Consider the following 18,252-nt stretch of genomic DNA (forward strand, 5'->3'; position numbering starts at 1 on the left):
GGGATCCTGCCTTCCGACTACCGTCGGAGCCATCCACATGTAGACGCCCACGGCGAGGCAACCCCTAGCAGTCGTCTACTTCCGTCGGAATGCAATCCCCTCCCGGCCCAGATCGACAAGCCATTCCTCGGAGCGTTCTGGTGTCTCCGCGGCGCGACTGAGGCCGGGCGGCAGATCCCCCGCCAGGATCCGCCGCACCCCCAGCGCCAGCGTCCGCGACACGCACCGGGCCATCGCGCTCTCCTCCGCGTCACCCTGCAGGTCCAGCAGATAGCGGCCCGACCAGGTGTGGTCCGGGTCGGCGCGTACGTCCAGGGACACGGCGAGGACCACGCGGTCGCGGTCGGCGTCGGTGGTCGGGTAGCGGGCCGCCAACTCCTGGGCGAGGGCTGCGATTCGCTGGTCGTCGCCCTGTCGGAGTTCCTCGAAGACCGGCTGCCAGGCGTCGAGCCAGCCGTCGAGGCGGAGGGTGCCGCGGATGAAGGTCTGGGGCTTCCAGGCCGGGGGCAGTCCGTACTGGTCGACGAAGGGGAGGCTGTCCCGGTTGGGGTAGACCTCGAACTGTTCGCCGTCCACGACATGGGGGCGCGTGACCTCCCAGGGTCGCGGGGCCGTGGTCTCGGCGCCTGCCTCGATGTAACGGGCGGGCGAGCGCAGGGCGTTGAGGACTCCCGCCGGGGCCCAGCTGAAGCGGTACCTGAAATCGTTCGGGACGGCCGGGATGCCTCCGCAGTAGGAGGTGAGGCTCACCTCGGCGGCCGTGTCGGCGCCGATCTCCTCGCGGGCCCGGGCGATGAGGCCCTGTGCGAAGAGGTGGTCGATGCCCGGGTCGAGGCCCGCCTCGGTGAGGACGACGACTCCGGCGGCCCTGGCGGCGGGGACCTGGTCCAGGACCGCTTCCGAGACATAGCTGGAGCAGGCGAAGTGGGCCCCGCGGCTCACACAGGCGGCGAGCAGACCCGCGTGTTCGGGGGCCGGGAGCATCGACACCACCACGTCACCGGGCGCCAGTTCGGCCGTGAGGGCCGGGAGCGTGTACGCGCGGGGCTCGGCGCGGCCGGTGAGACCGAGGCTCTCCAGGCTCTGGGCGGCCCGCTCCTCGGTGCGGTGCCACAGGCGTACGCGGTCGGCCGCGTCGCACAGCGCGGCGAGTCCGCTGCCGGTGGACAGTCCCGCGCCGATCCAGTGGACGGTGCCGGAGGCGGGGACGCCGGCAGGCTGGGCGGTGGTGTCAGGCATCGCGGAACTCCCCTTGTGTCAGGCCGAGTTCACGGCACGTCTCGTGGAAGCGGTCCAGGTCGCGTCCCCACGCCCCGGCCACCCCGAACTCCAGGAGCTCTGGCGTCAGCGCCGCAGAGAAGTCCGCGCTCGCCTCCTTGGGCAGCAGGGACGGCAGGTTGTCGATGGCGATGAGGTCGAGCGCGGGCCGCTCGTGCAGGCGCCGCACGGGGTCGGTCCAGTCCGTGACCGTGTCGTAGACCGGCAGGACGTTGTAGGGGGAGCCGACGTCACAGGTCACGTCACAGACCGTGCGCAGTCGGCGGCCCGGCTCGTCCAGGTCCTTGTCCGTGAGGAAGGGGGTGCTCGGACCGGTGGTCAGCACGGTGTTCACCATCAACTCGTGCTCCAGCAGGGCCCCTCGGTCCAGGTCGCGGGTCTCGGCGAGATCCCAGCAGGTGGGGTCGAGTCCCGCCTCGGCGAGTGCCACCCGCGCACCGCGTCCGGAGCGGCCGAGCGCGCCGATCACCAGCGAGGCGAACTCCTCGTCGCCTGCGGCCGGTTGGAGTTCGGCGTCCAGTTCCTCCTTGGACGTCGGCCGCAGTGGAGCGTTCAGCCTGCCCCGGTGGTGCAGTACCGCGAGGGCCGCACCCACATAGCCCGCCCAGTAGCCGAAGGCCGCGAGTCTGCGGCCGTTGTCGTCCACCAGGTACTCCAGGTCGAACAGCGCCCCTCCCCCGGCGACGAACCGGCGCAGCAACGCCTCCGCCCCGGGCTGCGCCTTGAACACGTGCCCGAAGAAGACATGGCGGTGCCTCAATTCGCCCGGCCCGTCAGGGAGTTCCTTGAGTCCGACGATCACCGCGTCCGCCGGGGCGTCGACCCAGGAGCCCGCCTCGACGACACGGCCGCCCGCCTCCTCGTACGCCCCGGTCGGGTAGATCCGCTGCGGGGACTCCTCGACGGTGAGCGTCACGCCGTTCTCGACGAGCCGCCGGGCGTCGGTCGGCACGATCGGGGTGCGCCGCTCGGTCGTACGGGTCTCGTGGCGCAGCCACAAGTGGAGCTCTGTCATACGCAGTTGACCTCCGGTCTCAGGGCATCGGCGGCGAACCGTTCGGCACGCAGCGGGGTGATGTCGACGAAGGGATCATGCCCCAGGAAGAGATCGCGGACGACCTCGCCCACGGCGGGCCCCTGGAGGAAGCCGTGCCCGGAGAACCCGGTCGCGTACAGGAAGCGGGACACCGAACTCGCCTCGCCGATCAGCGCGTTGTGGTCGGGGGTGATCTCGTACAGGCCCGCCCAGCCGCCCGTCCTGCGCAGGTCGAGCAGGGCGGGTGCGCGGTGCTCCATGGCCTCGCAGAGGCGGGGGATCCAGCGGTCGTGGGTCTCGGTGGCGAAGCCGGGTCTCTCGTCCGGGTCGGACATGCCGACGAGGAGGCCCGGGCCCTCGGTGTGGAAGTACAGGCTGCTGGTGAAGTCGATGGTCATGGGCAGGTCGGGCGGAAGGTCCGGGACCGGTTCGGTGACGGCGATCTGGCGGCGCAGCGGCTCCACCGGGAGGTCCACGCCGGCCATCGCGCCGACGGCCCGGGACCAGGCGCCCGCCGCGCAGACGACGGCCGGTGTGTCGATCCGGCCCAGAGCGGTGACGACGGCCGTGATGTCGTCGCCGCGCGTCTCGATGCCGGTGACCTCGCAGTGGCGTACGACCCTGACGCCGTGGCGGCGGGCGGCGGCCGTGTATCCGTGCACCACGGCCTCGGGTGTGCAGTGGCCGTCGTCCGGGGAGAAGGCGGCGGCCAGCAGTCCGTCGGTGGTGATCAGCGGCGAGAGGCGGCGCGCCTCGGCCGGATCGAGCATGCGGCTGGGCACGCCGAGTCCGTTCTGCAGCCGCACCCCGGCCTCGAACGCCTCGACCTCCTCCGGTGTGGACAGCAGGAAGAGGTAGCCGACGCGGTGCAGTCCGATGTCGTGGCCCGTCTCCTCGCCGAAGCGGGCGAACGCCTCCAGGCTGCGCGCGCCCAGCTGGATGTTGAGCTCGTCGGAGAACTGCGCGCGCACTCCGCCCGCGGCCCGCGAGGTGGACCCGGACGCGAGTTCGTCCCGCTCGACGAGCACCACGTCCGGCACTCCGGCCCGCGCCAGGTGGTACGCGATGCTCGTGCCCATCACCCCGCCGCCGATGACGACGACCCCCGCGCGTCCGGGAAGAGCGGTCATGAGCGCACCCCCTGGTCGCGTGCGGCGTCGATGACCGCCCAGGCCGCGGCGGCGTCCTGGACGCCGATGCCGACGCTGTTGTAGTAGACGATGTCCCGCTCGGTCGTACGTCCCTCGCGGCGGCCGGTGAGTACCTCGCCGAGCGGGATCAGGTCCTGGCGGCCGAGCGTTCCGTCGCGCAGTGCGTCCACGACCGGTCCGGCGTGTTCGGCCGCGGTCTCGGGGTCGTCGACCACGACGGCGGCGGACCGCCGTACGACCTCGGTGTCGACCTCGCTGCGGCTGGGCTCGAAGGATCCGACGCTGACGACCGTGCAGCCCGGTGCGAGCCACTCGCCCCGGACGACGGGCGTGCTGCTGAGCGTGCAGGCGGCGACCATGGGCAGTCCTGCCACGGCTTCCTCGGCCGAGTCGACGGCCTTGACGGGGATGCCGAGTTCGGCCGCGAGGAGCCGGGCCGCCCGTGCCCTGCGGTCCGGGGACGGGCTCCATATCCGTACGGCTCTCAGGTCCCTCACCCGGGCGACGGAGCGCGCGTGCGCGAGGGCCTGGGTGCCGGAGCCGATCAGGCCCAGCTCGGCGCTGTCGGGGGTCGCGAGTGCGTCGAAGGCCACGGCGCTGGCCGCGGCGGTGCGCAGGGTCGTCACCGCCGTGCCGTCCATGACGGCGACGAGTTGCCCGGTGACCGGGTCGAGCGCGTTGATCACGGCGTGGATCGTCGGCAGCCCGGCGGCCGCGTTGCCCGGGTTGACACTGCCGATCTTGGCGACGGCCCCGGTGTCCGCGGACAGCCGCGCGAGGTACGCGAACACGACACTGTCGTCGAACCCGCTCGGATGCATGATCTTGCCGGGCAGCTCGGCGGTGCCGTCCCCGAGCGCCGTGAAGGCGGCCCGCTGGGACCGGATCGCCGTGTCGGTGTCGAGCAGGGCGGCCACCTGGTCGCGGGAGAGGTGGAGGACGTCGTCGGTCATCCCTCTTCCCTTCCCCTGTCCGCGCCGATCTCACCGCGGTCGGGGCGTCCGGGTGACGCTCCTCCTTGTCGAACCCGCTGCCCGGCCGCCGCGCGCCACTGGGGACGCGCGGCGCGCGGGACGGCCGGGGTCTTTCGGGCGGCTCAGACGCGGTGGCCCACCACGGCGTCCAGGTGCGGCAGGTCGTGGTCCAGGCGCTCCCGCTTGGTGCGCAGATAGGTGATGTTGTCCTCGCAGGGCGGGATCAGCAGCGGGACCTGCGCGTCGACCTTGATGCCGTTGCGGAGCAACGCCTCGCGCTTGCGCGGGTTGTTGGACAGCAGTCTCACGGATCGGACGCCGAGGTCGTGCAGGATGTCCGCGGCCACGCCGTAGTCGCGGGCGTCCACGGGCAGCCCGAGCGCGAGGTTCGCCTCGACGGTGTCGAGGCCCTCCGACTGGAGCTTCATCGCCTGGAGCTTGGCGAGCAGGCCGATACCGCGGCCCTCGTGGCCCCGCAGATAGATGAGGATGCCGCGCCCCTCGGCCACGATCTCCCGCAGTGCGGTGGAGAGTTGGGGACCGCACTCACAGTGCCGGGATCCGAACGCGTCACCGGTGAGGCACTCGGAGTGCAGCCGGGTGAGCATTCCGTCTTTCTGGATGTCACCGAAGACCAGAGCCACTTGTTCGTCTCCGCGGGTACGGTCCAGGTAGCCGACGGCCTGGAAATCGCCGTACACCGTGGGCAGCGGGGCATTCACGACCCGCTCGACGCCTGCGGAGTGGGCTTTCCCGGCAAGTACGCCATCTATTTCTGTCATGATTCTGGTTCCTAAGCAGAGACGAAAGGTCGCGAGAAAATGGGCAATTCGGGCGGTTCGGAAATACGGCTCACGGTGTCAGGGCAGTTGCCGACAGACACCACGGAAGACGTACGCGCACGAGGTGCCGGTGCCGCCCGGCAGGTCGCCGTGCTTCCCGTGGGCAGCTTCGAGCAGCACGGTGCGTATCTTCCGCTGTCGACGGACACGCTCGTCGCGTGCGCGATAGCCCAAGAGGTCGCTGCCGCATTCCCCGTTCACCTCCTTCCTCCGGTGACGATCTCCTGCTCGCACGAACACGCGGCCTGGCCGGGAACGGTGAGCATTTCCTCCGTGACGCTCCATGCGGTGGTGCGTGACATCGCCGACTCGCTGCGTCGGTCGGGTGTGGACACCCTCGTCGTGGTCAATGGACATGGCGGCAATTACGTATTGGGCAATGTCGTGCAGGAATCCACGGCCGCCGGTGCGCGGATGGCCCTTTTCCCGGCCGCGGAGGACTGGGAGGCGGCGCGTGAACAGGCCGGGATACAGACCTCGTTGCTCACCGATATGCACGCGGGGGAAATAGAGACCTCCATTCTGCTGCACAGGCACCCCGAATTGGTAAGGCCGGGTTACGAGACCTCCGACTTCGAGGCCGACGACCGCCGGCAACTGCTCACGCTGGGCATGTCGGCCTATACCAAGTCCGGTGTCATCGGGCGCCCTTCGAGGGCGTCCGCCGAGAAGGGGAAGGAACTCCTCGCCTCGCTGGCCGACTCCTTCGGAGCGTACTTCTCCCTGCTGACATCGGAGACCGGGCTTCCTTCGGTCGTCGATCGGCACTGAGTGTCCCCGTTTCCTTCCGCGCGGGCCGAGATCCGGGGCGCCGGTGACTCCAGGTGCGAGTCCGGGCCCGGCTCGGCGGCCGCGCTCTCCTGCGGGCGCCGCAGCCCCGCGTACCAACGCGCCACCAGTACGGCGACACCGGGCAGGCTCGCGGCGAAGCTGAGCACGCCGTAGACCACGGCCACGGTCAGGCCCTGGGTGGCGCCCAGGCCCGCCGCGCCGAACGCCCAGGCGGTGACGCCCTCCCTGGGTCCCCAGCCGCCGACGTTCAGCGGCAGCCCCATGGCGATCAGGGCGAGCAGCGCCAGGGGCACCAGCTCGGCGGCGGAGGCGGACGAACCTGCCGCCCGGGCCGCGAGCAGGAACATCAGGACGTGTCCAGCGAGCACCACGACGGACGAGATCAGGACGCCCGGCCAGCTCCCGCGGGCCAGCAGCGCCCCGCGCGCCTCGGTGAGGGCGGCGCGCACGGCACGGTAGCGGCGGGACGCGCGCGGTGCCCGGCCCCTGCCGCGGACCGCGCCCACGGTGACGATCCCGCACAGCGAGACGGCGGCCAGCAGCACGGCGAGGTGCCTGGTCTCGGTCAGTACCGGCGAGGGCTGGGTGAGCAGCACGGTCACGCCGACGGCGGCCAGGACCGCCTGTCCCGCGACCCGTTCCAGGACGACCGCGCGCACTCCGCGGCCGACGTCACCGGCGCTCTGTCCGTGCCGTACCGCGCGGTGCACGTCGCCGAGCACGCCGCCCGGCAGGGCCGCGTTGAGGAACAGCGCGCGGTAGTAGTCCGCGACGGCCGGGCCCAGCGGCAGCCTGAGCTTCATCCCGCGGGCCACCACGCACCAGCGCCAGGCGCTGAACACGGTGGTCAGCAGGCCGATGCCGAGCGCCGCGAGGAGCGTCGGGCCGTCGATCCGGCGCAGGCCGTCCAGAAAGACCCCGGTACCGAGCCGCCAGGTGAGCACGGTGAGGATGACGACGCCGGCGATGGTGCCGAAGTGGGTGCGCAGGACGCGGGAGTTGAAGCCGGCCCGGACGGGACCCGCGACGCGGGCCAGGACCCCGCGCGGACCCGCGGTGGGCGTGTCCGCCGTCGCGCCGGCGCGGGCCGCCCCGGTCTCGCCGTGCTCTCCGTCCTCACCGTCGAGGTGTACTCGTCCGGTCTCCTGCCGCGCACCGCCGTCACGGACCGCCGACGACAGTTCGTCGTCCAGGACGGCCAGTGACTGTGCCTCGTCCGCCATCGCCGGCGTGCTCATCAGGCTCCCCCTGTCGGGCGGGCCAGCGCGAGCAGGTCACTGTGGTGCACCACCACGTTCAGCTCGCCCGCCTCGCAGGCCGCGAGGCGCTCCTTGAGGTAGGCGTCGGCGCGCGCGGCCAGTTCCGGGCGCTGCTCGACGGCCGCGCCGACCCAGCCGCGCAGCCATTCCGCGATCAGCGCGGACTCGTCCGGGCCCAGGCGCCACGCGCTCGGGTGCACCCGGACCGTCGCGCCGTGCCGGGCGAAGGCGTCGCAGGCCGCGTTGATCGATTCCGGGCCGAGCAGATCGCCGCGCCGCTGGTGGTCGTTGAAGGCGTCGACGATCTCGTCGTCCAGCGGGTGGGCCGGGGTGAGTTCGACGCGTCCGACCACGGAGAGCGTCAGGAGCGCGGGGCAGCCGGCTCCGGCGCAGGCCGCGGCCAGCGCCTCGATCTCGTCCGGGGTGAGGACGTCAAGCAGCGCGGAGGCCGTCACCAGGGAGGCGCCGGCCAGGGCGTCCGCGGTCAGCCGGGCGACGTCGCCGCGCTGTGTCTCCACGGTGACGCGGCTGCCGTCGGCGGCCGACCGGGGCGACCCGACGGCGGCGAAGTGCAGCAGATACGGGTCGCGGTCGTGCAGCACCCAGTGCTGGGGTCCGTCGAGCCTGGGCGCGAGCCAGCGGCCCATGGAGCCGGTGCCGCAGCCCAGGTCGTGGATGACGAGCCCGCCCCGCCCCGGCAGGTTCGCGAGCCGGATCCGCAGCGGGTCGAGGAGCTCGGCCGCCCGGGCACCGGCGTCGGCGGGCTCGCGCAACTCCAGCCATTCCGGGGCGTAACGGGGCGTGTCGTCGGTGGCCTCGCCGCGGGTGCGGTCGCCCAGCCGAATCGTTCCTTTGTCCCGGGCCTGGCCTTCTCGTCCCTGGCCCGGCACCACTGCCTCGGTCTCGGTCGTCGTCATCTCGTCGCGTCCCCGCCCTGCCGTGTGCGTCCGCTCACCGCGTCCCAGCGAGGCGGTGGTCGTCTCCTCGTCGAGGCCGGGCTCGGCCGTCGTCGTGCCGTGTCCCGGAATCCCGGACGGCGTCGTGCTCGTACTGCTCATGCCGCCCCCCTCCTTGCCTCGCTCTTCAGTCGCCCCAGGACACCCGACAGACTCCGGGCCGTGGCGGCCCAGCCTCCGAGGGAGGCCCGGCGGGCGCGCGCGGCGGCCTTCAGGCGACGGCGTACGTCGGCCTCGCCGAACCAGCCGCGCAGTTCGGCCGCGAGGGCCGCGGGGTTCTCCGGCGGCACGAGCAGCCCGGGCACCCCGCCGTCGGGCGCGCGTCCGACCGCCTCGGGGAGCCCGCCGACGTCCGTGGCCAGCACGGGGATACCGCGGGCGAGCGCCTCGGTGACGGCCATGCCGTACGTCTCGGCGTACGAGGTGAGGACCATGAGGTCGGCGGAGGCGTAGCTCGCGTCGAGCGCTGCGCCGGACTGGGGGCCGGCCAGGTGCAGCCGGTCGCCGAGGCCGTGCTGCTCGATCAGGGCCCGCAACCCGGCCACGTACTCGGGGTCGTGGTCGAGGCCGCCGACGAGGACGCAGGTCCAGGGCAGGTCGGTGACCGCGGCAAGGGCCTCGACCAGTCGGTGCTGTCCCTTGCGCGGGGTGACCGAGGCGACGCACAGCAGCCGCGAGACGCCGTCGGTACCGGAGGCCAGGGGCGCGATGTCGGCGCCGGGCGAGGCGACATGGACCCGGTCGGGCGCGAGGCCGTGGTGGGCGACGAGCCTGCGGGCCGCCCACTCGCTGGTGGCGACGACGGCGGGCACGGAGCGCAGCGTGCGGCGCTCCCGGGCGTCCAGGTCGGCGGCCAGCGCGGGCGTGAGTCCCGTCTCGTCGCCGAGCGGCAGGTGCACGAGGACGACCAGCCGCAGCCGTTCGGCCTCCGGGATGACGATCTCGGGGACCGCGCAGGCGACGAGACCGTCGAGGAGTACGACCGTGTCGTCGGCCAGGTCCGCGAGGGTGCGGGCCAGTTCGGCGCGGGCCGGCGCCTCGGGCTGGGGCCAGCTGCCGCCGATGGCGTGCTTGTGGACCTGCCAGCCGAAGCCGGGGAGGTCGAGGCTGACCCGGGCGTCGTAGACGTTGCCGCCGCTGGGCATGGTCGGGTCGTCCACTCCGCCGGGCATCACGAAGTGCATGGCGCGCAGGGACATGGGGATGATGTCGGCGTTGTGGTTCACAGGGCACGCTCGTAACTCGCCCAGGCGATGTGCGACTCGTGAAGGGTGACGGTGATGCCGGCCAGGCCGCGGGCTCCCTCGCCCAGCAGACCCTTCTCCACGCGCTCGGCGAGGCGGTCGGCGACGACCTTGGCCAGGAACTCCGTCGAGGTGTTGGTGTCGGCGAACACCGGCTCGTTGTCGAGGTTCCGGTAGTTCATCTCGGCCACCACCTCCCCGAGTTCCCTGGTGGCCAGTCCGATGTCGACGACGATGTTGTCGTCGTCCAGCTCGGCGCGGCGGAACGTGGCGTCCACGAGGAACGTCGCTCCGTGAAGGCGCTGCGCGGGTCCGAAGACCTCTCCGCGGAAGCTGTGGGCGATCATCAGGTGATCGCGGACGGTGATGCTGAACAACGGACGACCCTCCAGGTGCGGCGCGTCTGACCCCTCTGCCGGGGCGTGCCGTGTAGTACGGCCGGTCCGTTCTCCGTGTTCAGGGGGTTCGGCTCGGAGTTTCGGACATGGTGCCCAGGACAGGCGGCCAGAGAGACGTGTAGTGCGAACTTGGTTACCGGTGTGAGGAGTTGGTCACCCGATGGACGTCAGGTGACTACGGGGTGTCTTCGGGGTGGCCGGTGGGCCCGGTGGGTCGCGTGTCCCGGTCCGGGGCGGGAGTGGTGTCGTACCGCACGAGGTGACACAGCGCTGTCGTGTGTCCTGCGGCAAGTTCCGCCATCGCATCCGGCAGGTCCTCGAAGGCACATTCGCCCGTGATCAGGGCGTCGAGGGCCGGGTCGGCGAGCAGGTCGAGGGCGATGGCGAGGCGGTCGGCGTAGGTGCGGCGGGCGCTCCTGGCCGGGGAGACGGTTCCGACCTGGCTGCTGCGTATGACCAGGCGGCGGGAGTGGAACGCCTCGCCGAGCGGCAGGCTGACCTTCCGGTCGCCGTACCAGCTCAGTTCGAGGACGGTGCCCTCCGGGGCGAGGAGTTCGAGCGAGCGGGCGAGCCCTGCCTCGGTGGCGCTGGCGTGGACGACCAGGTCGCGGTCGCCGTCCGCGTCCGCCGGGAGCGCGAAGTCGACGCCGAGGGCCTGTGCGATGTCGGCGCGTGCCGGGTTGGCGTCGACGAGTTGGACCCGGGCGGCGGGATACCGGGCCAGGAGCGCGGCGACGCTCGCGCCGACCATGCCGGCGCCGACCACGGTGATCCGGTCGCCGATCAGGGGTGCCGCGTCCCACAGGGCGTTGACCGCGGTCTCCACGGTTCCGGCGAGTACGGCGCGCGAGGCGGGCACCGTCTCGGGCACGGGAGTGACGGCGCTCGCCGGGACGACGAACCGGGTCTGGTGCGGATAGAGGGAGAACACGGTCCGCCCGAGGAGATCCGTCGGCCCCGCCTCCACCACTCCCACGTTCAGGTACCCGTACTTGACCGGGCCGGGGAAGTCGCCCTCCTGGAAGGGCGCCCGCATGGCGGCGTGCTGGCTCTCCGGCACGCCGCCGCGGAAGACGAGGGTCTCGGTTCCGCGGCTCACCCCTGAGAAAAGTGTTCGCACCACGACCTCGCCCTCGGCGGGTTCGGGCAGTTGGGCGTCCCGGATCTCGCCGAGGCCGGGAGAGCGGAGCCAGAAGGCGCGGGCGGAGCGGTCCATTCGGCATCCTCCTGGGTGGTCCATGTGAATGGGCTGAGCAAATCGGCTGAACGATCGGGCGGCGAGCCACGTACCGACCTTTGCGAAGCCGCGCACAAGGTACGCGGCAATGATCGACTCTGTCACCTGGCCGGAGGATGTGCGGTGGCCCTGAACAACACGTACGACGCGAGGCTCTTGCAGCAGGAGACGGCCGTGGGAGCGGGTGTGCAGCTTCTGTTGCTCACCGTGCTCGGCACGGCGCTCGGCATGGGGCCCGCGGGCTGGCTGACGGGACTGGCGTTCGCGCTCGCGACGTGGGCGGTGCTCTCACGCGCCCTGCATCGCACGCGGCCCCGTTCCTTCGGACCCGCGAACCGCGTGACCCTGGGCCGGGCCACCCTCGTCGGCGGAGTGACCGCGCTCGTCGCGGACTCCTTCCAGAGCCCGCCGCCCGTGACGGTCCTGGTGGCCCTCACGGCGGTCGCCCTGATTCTCGACGCGGTCGACGGCAAGGTCGCCAGGCGGACAGGTTCCTCCTCCGCGCTGGGCGCGCGGTTCGACATGGAGGTCGACGCGTTCCTCATCCTGGTGCTCAGCGTGTATGTCGCCACGACCGTGGGCCCCTGGGCCCTGCTGATCGGCGGCATGCGCTACGCCTTCGTCGCGGCCGCCCGGTTCCTGCCCTGGCTGAACAACGCCCTCCCGCCGAGCACGGGCCGCAAGACCGTGGCCGCCCTCCAGGGCGTCCTGCTGCTGCTCGCGGGCTCGGGAATCCTCCCGTACGCCCCCACGTTCGGTGTCGTCGCTCTCGCCCTCGGTCTGCTGACCTGGTCGTTCGGCCGTGACATCGCATGGCTGTGGCGAACGCGAGGCTCTGCCGAGCGAGAGGTCGCGGCGGTCGAGGTGGAGCTCCTCCACCGGGAGACGGCGGGTGTGGGCGCCCCGTAACGGGGCTGTGCCCCGTAAGGGGCGCGGGGAACTGCGCGGCCAGCCCCCACAGACCCGCAGTCGGCGTACGACGTTGGCTGCGGGTTGTGTGTGGCTGATCGCGCAGTTCCCCGCGCCCCTTAGGTGGTGAATCAGCGTCCGATCTTGTCCAGTTCCGCGATCTCATGGTCCGGCAGGACCAACTCCGCCGCGGCGATGTTGTCCCGCAGGTGGGCCCGTGACGACGTGCCGGGGATCAGGACCGTGGTCGCGGAGCGCTGGAGCAGCCAGGCCAGGGCCACCTGCTGGGGCGAGGCGTCCAGGCGGGCGGCCACGTCGGTCAGCGTCTGCGACTGGAGCGGGCTGAAGCCGCCGAGAGGGAAGAACGCGGCGAACGCGATGTTCTCCGCCGCGCACCTCTCGACGAGCGCGTCGTCCTGGCGGTTGGCCAGGTTGTAGAGGTTCTGCACGGTGACCACCGGGGCGATGGCCTGCGCCTCGGTCAGCTGGGCGTCGGAGACGGAGCTGACGCCGAGGTGGCGTATCAGGCCCTCCTTCCGCAGCTCGGCCAGGGCGCCGAACTGGTCGCTCAGCGGCTCCTCGTCCGTTCCGCCGTCGTTGGAGCCGACGCGCAGGTTCACCACGTCGAGGGCGTCCACGCCGAGGTGCTGAAGGTTCTCGCGGACCTGGGCCTTGAGGTCCTCGGGGTCACGCGACAGGATCCAGCTGCCGTCGTCACCGCGGCGGGCGCCGACCTTGGTGACGATGCGCAGGTCGGCGGGGTAGGGGTACAGGGCCTCCTTGATGATCTCGTTGACGACGACGGGCCCGTAGAAGTCGCTGGTGTCGATGTGGGTGATGCCCCGCTCGACGGCCTCCCGCAGTACCGCGACGGCCTCGTCCCGGTCCTTGGGCGGCCCGAAGACGTTGGGACCCGCCAGTTGCATGGCTCCGTATCCCATGCGGGTGATCGTCAGACCGTCCGCCGGGGTGAGGGTTCCGCCGGAGACCGTGCCGGTTGCGTCCGTCATGGTGTGCCTTTCGCTGCGTGTCCATGGCTGTTCTGTGTCTGTTTGTGCGGAGACGGGATCGTCTTGATGTGCGTGGACGGATTCGTCCTCCGCCGCTGCCGACTCTGCGCCCGATCGACGACGGTCGGCAGTACCCCGCTGTTCCTGGTAGTGACAGGGACAGTCACCGGCGCCGGGACGGACCTACGGTGGAGTCATGGACGCCACGAACGCCCTCGGAGAGTTCCTGCGGGCCCGCCGCGCGCTGATACGGCCCGAGGACGCCGGGATCCGCCGCGGCGGCGGTCTGCGGCGCGTACCGGGACTGCGGCGCGAGGAGGTCGCGATGCTGGCCGGGATCAGCGCCGACTACTACCTGCGTCTGGAGCAGGGCCGCGACCGCAACCCGTCGCTCCAGGTCCTGGAAGCGCTGGCCGACGTGCTGAACCTGGACGCCCCCGCCACCGCGCACCTGATCGGCCTGACCCAGGCGCGCCCGTCCCGGGCCCGTCGGTCTGAGCGCTCCGGCGACCGTGGACGCGCCGCGCAGAAGCCCGAGCCGGTGCCGCCCGGCATTCTGCAGCTCATCGACGGTTGGCCGAGCAATCCCGCGTACGTCGAGAACAGGTTCACCGATGTGCTCGCGGCCAACCCGCTGGCGACGGCCCTGTCCCCGAGCCACTCCCCCGGCGTCAACCTCATCAGGGCCATCCTTCTCGACGAGAGCGAACGGGAGCTGCGCCGGGACTGGGAGGAACTGACCGAGGCGGGGGTCGCCGCTCTGCGGGCCAATGTCGGACCCGATGTCGACGATCCCCGCCTGGTGGAACTCGTGGGCGAACTGTCCGTACGCAGTGAGCGTTTCCGCCGTCTGTGGGGCCGTCACGATGTGCGGCCCAAGCACGCGCGCGTCATGCGGCTGCGCCATCCGAAGGTCGGCGACCTCGAACTGCAGTCCAACAAGCTGGTCATCAACGGCACGGACGGCCTGATCCTCAAGGTCTTCCACGCCGAACCGGGCAGCCGCGACGCCGAACTGCTGGCCATACTGGGGAGTTTGACGGCGCCCACCGGCGAGAGCCGGAACCCGACCGGCTCCGTCGAGCACCAGGCCGTCGACGAACAGTGACGGCCGTCGCCCGGACCCCTGGTGAGGGCCCGGGCGACGGCCGGTCCGTCGGCCTCCGGTCGCGTCAGCCGCGCACGCCGGGGGTGACGGTCTCCTGTTCCGTACGCGACACCTCGTGGTCGTCGGCGGCGGCCCGGGGTACCCGGGACATACGGTTCGTCCGCTGGACCGGGACGAGGAGTGCGGCCAGGGCCGCGGCGAGGCAGAGCAGGGCGAGCAGCGTGAATCCGTGGGTGTAGCCGGACGCGTACGGCAGACCCGAGGGCTGCAGGTGGCCGGTCACCAGGACGCTGGTCACGGCGGCGCCGATGGATCCGCCGATGGTGCGGATGTTGGCGTTCATGCCGGTCGCGGCGCCGGTCTGCTCGGCCGGGACGCTGCCCACGATCAGGTTGGCCATCGAGGCGAAGGCGAGACCGATGCCGAGGCCGAAGACGCCCGACACGAAGGCGATCTGCCACTGCTCGTCGTGCCAGAGGGCGAGGAAGCCACAGGCGACCGCACCGAGCGCCGCACCGGTGGTGAGCAGCTTCTTCGCTCCGAGCACCGGCTCCAGACGGCCGCTCAGGATGCCCGAGACGAACATCGCGATCAGCATCGGCAGCATGAGCAGTCCGGACGCGGTGACGCTCGCGCCGAATCCGTACCCGGCGGAACTGGGCGTCTGGACGAAGCCGGGCAGGAAGGACCAGATCGAGTACATACCGGCGCCGAACAGCAGTGCGGCGGCGTTGGTGGTCCACACGGCGGGCAGCCGCATGACGCGCAGGTCGATCAGCGGGGAGCGGGAACGCGACTCGGCGAGCAGCCACAGCGCGAAGAGCACCACGGCGGCGGCGAACAGTCCGACCACCCGGGCGGAGCCCCAGCCCCACTGGCCCGCCTGGCTGAGCGGCAGCAGCAGCGCCACCAGCCACGCCGACAGCAGGACGGCGCCGAGCCAGTTGACGCGGCCCTCTGCACGGCTGGGCGACTCAGGGACGTACCGCAGGGCGATCAGCGCGGTCACCGCGACGATGCCGACGGGGAGCCAGAAGAGCCAGCGGTAGCCGAGCGCGCTCACGACGGGACCGGCCGCGACCATGCCGACACCGCCGCCGGCGGCGATCACGGCGGACAGGTTGCTGATGCTGGGGCTCACCCGGTGCGCGGCGAACTCGTCCCGGATGATGCCGAAGGACAGCGGGAACAGCGCGCCGCCGATGCCCTGGACGACCCGGGCGACGATCAGTACGCCGATGGTCGGGGCGAGCGCGGCGAGCAGACACCCGAGCAGCACGGCCACCAGGACGGCGACGAGGGTGCGCTTCTTGCCGATCAGGTCGCCGACCCGGCCGAGGATCGGCGTGAAGACCGAGGCGGACAGCAGGTACGCCGTCATCACCCAGGTCGCGGTGGACTGGGAGGTGTTCAGTGCGTGCTGAACGGTCGGCAGGGCCGGTGCGATCAGCGACTGGAGCATGGAGAACACGCCCGCACCGGTCGCGAGGACCGCGAAGGTGAGGCGGGTGGACTTGCGGGGCATGAAGAGCCTCTCCGAACTGGTTGCGGCCGAGAGCCTCGGACCGCGACCGTACGGGCCCGGGGACTGCCCGGGGGCAGCACAGGGCACGGCGACGATCACGGGGTGGCGGCCCTCCCGGCTTCGGCGCGGCCGAGAGCCGGGAGGAGGTCGCGGAAAGTGTCAGGGGACGGGCGATGCGCTCAGGCGCAGGACCCGCACGGGTCCGGGCCCGGGGGCCCGCCCGTATGCGGGGTGGCGTCGCGTCGTCGATGCGTGCGGCCGCACGCGTCCACGTCGTACGCACCCCGCACTGTTAAAGTGGAGGTACCCCTCCACTGTAGCGGAGGCACACCTCCGCTTCAACCTCGTCCCGCCTCTGGAGGCACCAGTGACCGCCCAGTCGTTCCCCGTCAGTGAGATCGTCGCGTCCCGGCGGCCGCACCGGAAGGACGCGGCGCGCAACTACGACGCCCTGCTCACGGCCGCCCGCGAGGCCTTCACGGAGCACGGCGCGGAGGCCTCCCTGGAGGACGTCGCCCGTCGCGCGGGCGTCGGCATCGGCACGCTGTACCGGAACTTCCCCACCCGCAGGCATCTCTTCGAGAGCGTCTACGCGGACGAGGTCATCGCCCTGTGCCGGGTCGCCGAGGAGGTCGCCGAGCTGGAGCCGTGGGAGGCGCTGACGACGTGGCTCGACCGGTTCGCCGACTACATGGTGACCAAGCGGGCCGTCCGGGAGGCACTCAACGACGAGTCGGAGATCTTCACCGCCTGCCGCGAGTCGATGTACGCGGCCGGCGGCCCGCTGTTCGAACGGGCCCAGCGGGCCGGCGCGGCCCGCACGGACATGGACTTCGTCGATCTGCTGCGCATGGTCGCGGGCATCACCGCGACGGCCTTCGACGACGACGCCCAGCGCGACCGGGTTCTGGCTGTCGCACTGGACGGCGTACGCGCGTCCCGCTGACCGGGGTCAGTACTCCAGCTCGGGGCGCAGCCGCAGCGGCCCGGCGACGCCGTGGAGGTGGCGCAGTACCTGGCCGTAGGAGTCGAGGAGCCCGGTCTCGTGGTACGCGATGCCGTGGCGGGCGCAGTAGGTGCGCACGAGTTCCTGGGCGTGGCGCAGGCTGGGCCGCGGCATGGAGGGGAACAGGTGGTGCTCGATCTGGTAGTTGAGCCCGCCGAGCGCGAAGTCGGTGAACCGGTGGCCCCGGATGTTCCGTGAGGTCAGCACCTGCCGACGCAGGAAGTCAATTTTGTCGTCCTTGGCGAACATGGGCATGCCCTTGTGGTTCGGGGCGAACGAGCACCCCATGTAGAGCCCGAACAGCCCTTGGTGCACAAGGAGGAAGACCACGGCCTGGAGCGGGGTGAGGACCAGGAACAGGGCGGCGAGATAGCCGCCGAGATGTGCCGCCAGCAGGCCCGCTCCCACCAGCCTGCTCCGCCGCGGGGTCGCGCTGCCGGTGCGGTCGAACAGCGCCTTTACACCGGCCACGTGCAGGGCGAAGCCCTCCAGGAGCAGCATCGGGAAGAACAGCCAGGCCTGGTGACGGGCCAGCCATGCGTACGCCCCGCTGCGGACGCGGGCGTGGTCCTCGGTGAAGGCGATCGCGCCGTCGGCGATGTCGGGGTCGCGGTCGACGTGGTTGGGGTGGGAGTGGTGCCGGTTGTGCTTGGCGATCCACCAGCCGTAGCTGAGGCCGATCAGCAGATCGGCGTGGACGCGGCCGAGCAGCGTGTTGACGCGCTTGGAGGAGGAGATCTGGTGGTGTCCGGCGTCGTGCCCGATGAACCCCGTCTGGGTGAACATCACCGCGAGGAAGGCAGCGGTCAGCAGCTGCCACCACGACGGGCCGATCAGGGCGAACGCGGTCCATCCCGCGGCCAGCAGAAGCAGGTTCGCGCCGACCTTGACGCTGTAGTAGCCGGGGCGTCGCTCGAGGAGCCCGCGCTGCTTCACCTCACGGGACAGCGCTGCGTAGTCGCTGCCCCGGGTGGCGGGCGGGGGTTTCGTCGTCTCGGCGTGCAGGGCCGTCGGATCGTTGCCCCGGTGCATGAAGTCAGTGCTCACGGTCTTCCTTTCGGGATGCCCGGGCCGATACCGCCGGCGCGGGGGCAGGGCGCCGGACGCGAGGAGCCCGTACGGCAGTGCGTGGATGCGGAACATGCAGACGCATGCAGCACGGGACAGGCCCGCGGTGCGGGCCTGTCCCGACGAGATGTCCTCAGAGGGCGCGGACCTGGTCGGCCTGCATGCCCTTGGGGCCCTGGCTCGCGGTGAACTCCACCCGCTGGTTCTCCGCCAGGGAGCGGAAACCCTCGGTGTCGATCGCCGAGTGGTGCACGAAGATGTCGGCGCCGTCCTCATCAGGGGTGATGAAGCCGAAACCCTTCTCCGCGTTGAACCACTTCACGGTGCCCTGAGCCATGTGATGTCTCCTTCGAGATGACGAGCCGTGCGGGAGGTCGCGCGCTCGCGCGATCCCGGGCTGTCGGTCGCCAGCCGTCGAAGAAAACCCCCGAAACGACGAAACGCCCGCTGTCGAAACTC

General features: G+C 71.6%; 17 protein-coding genes and 1 pseudogene. 4 read left to right on the forward strand and 14 right to left on the reverse strand.

Annotated features, from left to right (window positions below; genetic code table 11):
• Positions 1-75: 75 nt before the first annotated feature.
• From JEQ17_RS09515 to ribA, 5 genes are all read right to left on the reverse strand, one after another.
• Positions 76-1,239, reverse strand: a complete 1,164-nt coding sequence (locus tag JEQ17_RS09515; protein ID WP_200394821.1) for a saccharopine dehydrogenase family protein — start codon at positions 1,237-1,239, stop codon at positions 76-78.
• A complete protein-coding gene (locus JEQ17_RS09520) occupies positions 1,232-2,293 on the reverse strand; it encodes a saccharopine dehydrogenase (protein WP_200394822.1) in 1,062 nt (353 codons plus the stop codon). The genes JEQ17_RS09515 and JEQ17_RS09520 overlap by 8 nt, the downstream gene beginning before the upstream one ends.
• Entirely contained in the window at positions 2,290-3,444 is a 1,155-nt protein-coding gene (locus JEQ17_RS09525) for an NAD(P)/FAD-dependent oxidoreductase (protein ID WP_200394823.1), read from the reverse strand. The genes JEQ17_RS09520 and JEQ17_RS09525 overlap by 4 nt, the downstream gene beginning before the upstream one ends.
• Positions 3,441-4,418, reverse strand: a complete 978-nt coding sequence (locus JEQ17_RS09530; protein ID WP_200394824.1) for an ornithine cyclodeaminase family protein — start codon at positions 4,416-4,418, stop codon at positions 3,441-3,443. Before JEQ17_RS09530 ends, JEQ17_RS09525 begins: the two co-directional genes overlap by 4 nt.
• Before the next feature lie 143 nt (positions 4,419-4,561).
• A complete protein-coding gene (ribA, locus tag JEQ17_RS09535; protein WP_200394825.1) occupies positions 4,562-5,221 on the reverse strand; it encodes a GTP cyclohydrolase II in 660 nt (219 codons plus the stop codon).
• A gap of 39 nt (positions 5,222-5,260) precedes the next feature.
• Between ribA and JEQ17_RS09540 the strand changes: the two genes are divergently transcribed.
• Positions 5,261-6,052 carry a creatininase family protein gene (locus tag JEQ17_RS09540; protein WP_200394826.1) on the forward strand — a complete coding sequence of 264 codons (792 nt, stop codon included), beginning with the start codon at positions 5,261-5,263 and terminating at the stop codon, positions 6,050-6,052.
• Positions 6,053-6,255: 203 nt separating this feature from the next.
• On the opposite strand, the pseudogene JEQ17_RS49940 reads toward JEQ17_RS09540, so the two are convergent.
• The 5 genes and pseudogenes from JEQ17_RS49940 to JEQ17_RS09560 all read right to left on the reverse strand — a co-directional run.
• Positions 6,256-7,311, reverse strand: a pseudogene (locus tag JEQ17_RS49940) (lysylphosphatidylglycerol synthase transmembrane domain-containing protein); the annotation flags it as partial.
• Positions 7,311-8,390 (reverse strand): class I SAM-dependent methyltransferase, encoded by a 1,080-nt coding sequence (locus tag JEQ17_RS09545; RefSeq protein WP_407700043.1) that lies wholly within the window; start codon positions 8,388-8,390, stop codon positions 7,311-7,313. The pseudogene JEQ17_RS49940 and the gene JEQ17_RS09545, both read right to left, overlap by 1 nt.
• Positions 8,387-9,487 carry a glycosyltransferase family 4 protein gene (locus JEQ17_RS09550; protein ID WP_200401403.1) on the reverse strand — a complete coding sequence of 367 codons (1,101 nt, stop codon included), beginning with the start codon at positions 9,485-9,487 and terminating at the stop codon, positions 8,387-8,389. The genes JEQ17_RS09545 and JEQ17_RS09550 overlap by 4 nt, the downstream gene beginning before the upstream one ends.
• A gap of 23 nt (positions 9,488-9,510) precedes the next feature.
• Positions 9,511-9,909 (reverse strand): 6-pyruvoyl trahydropterin synthase family protein, encoded by a 399-nt coding sequence (locus JEQ17_RS09555; RefSeq protein ID WP_189839644.1) that lies wholly within the window; start codon positions 9,907-9,909, stop codon positions 9,511-9,513.
• A 196-nt stretch (positions 9,910-10,105) separates the two neighbouring features.
• Positions 10,106-11,146, reverse strand: a complete 1,041-nt coding sequence (locus JEQ17_RS09560; RefSeq protein WP_200394827.1) for a zinc-dependent alcohol dehydrogenase — start codon at positions 11,144-11,146, stop codon at positions 10,106-10,108.
• A 144-nt stretch (positions 11,147-11,290) separates the two neighbouring features.
• On the opposite strand from JEQ17_RS09560, the gene JEQ17_RS09565 reads away from it, so the two are divergent.
• Positions 11,291-12,076 (forward strand): CDP-alcohol phosphatidyltransferase family protein, encoded by a 786-nt coding sequence (locus JEQ17_RS09565; RefSeq protein ID WP_200394828.1) that lies wholly within the window; start codon positions 11,291-11,293, stop codon positions 12,074-12,076.
• Positions 12,077-12,207: 131 nt separating this feature from the next.
• Here JEQ17_RS09565 and JEQ17_RS09570 read toward each other — a convergent pair whose 3' ends face one another.
• Positions 12,208-13,086: an oxidoreductase gene (locus tag JEQ17_RS09570; protein ID WP_200394829.1), complete on the reverse strand. Its 879-nt coding sequence runs from the start codon at positions 13,084-13,086 to the stop codon at positions 12,208-12,210.
• Positions 13,087-13,282: 196 nt separating this feature from the next.
• Here JEQ17_RS09570 and JEQ17_RS09575 point away from each other — a divergent pair, with 196 nt between their 5' ends.
• The gene (locus tag JEQ17_RS09575) at positions 13,283-14,194 is read left to right on the forward strand and encodes a helix-turn-helix domain-containing protein (protein ID WP_200394830.1); all 912 of its coding nucleotides are present in this window, start codon (positions 13,283-13,285) and stop codon (positions 14,192-14,194) included.
• Between the two features lie 64 nt (positions 14,195-14,258).
• Here the strand turns inward: JEQ17_RS09575 and JEQ17_RS09580 are convergent, their stop codons facing one another.
• Entirely contained in the window at positions 14,259-15,719 is a 1,461-nt protein-coding gene (locus JEQ17_RS09580) for an MFS transporter (RefSeq protein ID WP_200394831.1), read from the reverse strand.
• Positions 15,720-16,086: 367 nt separating this feature from the next.
• Here JEQ17_RS09580 and JEQ17_RS09585 point away from each other — a divergent pair, with 367 nt between their 5' ends.
• Positions 16,087-16,665: a TetR/AcrR family transcriptional regulator gene (locus JEQ17_RS09585; RefSeq protein ID WP_200394832.1), complete on the forward strand. Its 579-nt coding sequence runs from the start codon at positions 16,087-16,089 to the stop codon at positions 16,663-16,665.
• Positions 16,666-16,671: 6 nt separating this feature from the next.
• Here JEQ17_RS09585 and JEQ17_RS09590 read toward each other — a convergent pair whose 3' ends face one another.
• A complete protein-coding gene (locus JEQ17_RS09590; protein ID WP_234048132.1) occupies positions 16,672-17,772 on the reverse strand; it encodes a fatty acid desaturase family protein in 1,101 nt (366 codons plus the stop codon).
• A gap of 154 nt (positions 17,773-17,926) precedes the next feature.
• Entirely contained in the window at positions 17,927-18,130 is a 204-nt protein-coding gene (locus JEQ17_RS09595) for a cold-shock protein (RefSeq protein ID WP_200394833.1), read from the reverse strand.
• Between the last annotated feature and the right edge of the window lie 122 nt (positions 18,131-18,252).

The organism is Streptomyces liliifuscus, from assembly GCF_016598615.1.
GTDB lineage: Bacteria > Actinomycetota > Actinomycetes > Streptomycetales > Streptomycetaceae > Streptomyces > Streptomyces liliifuscus.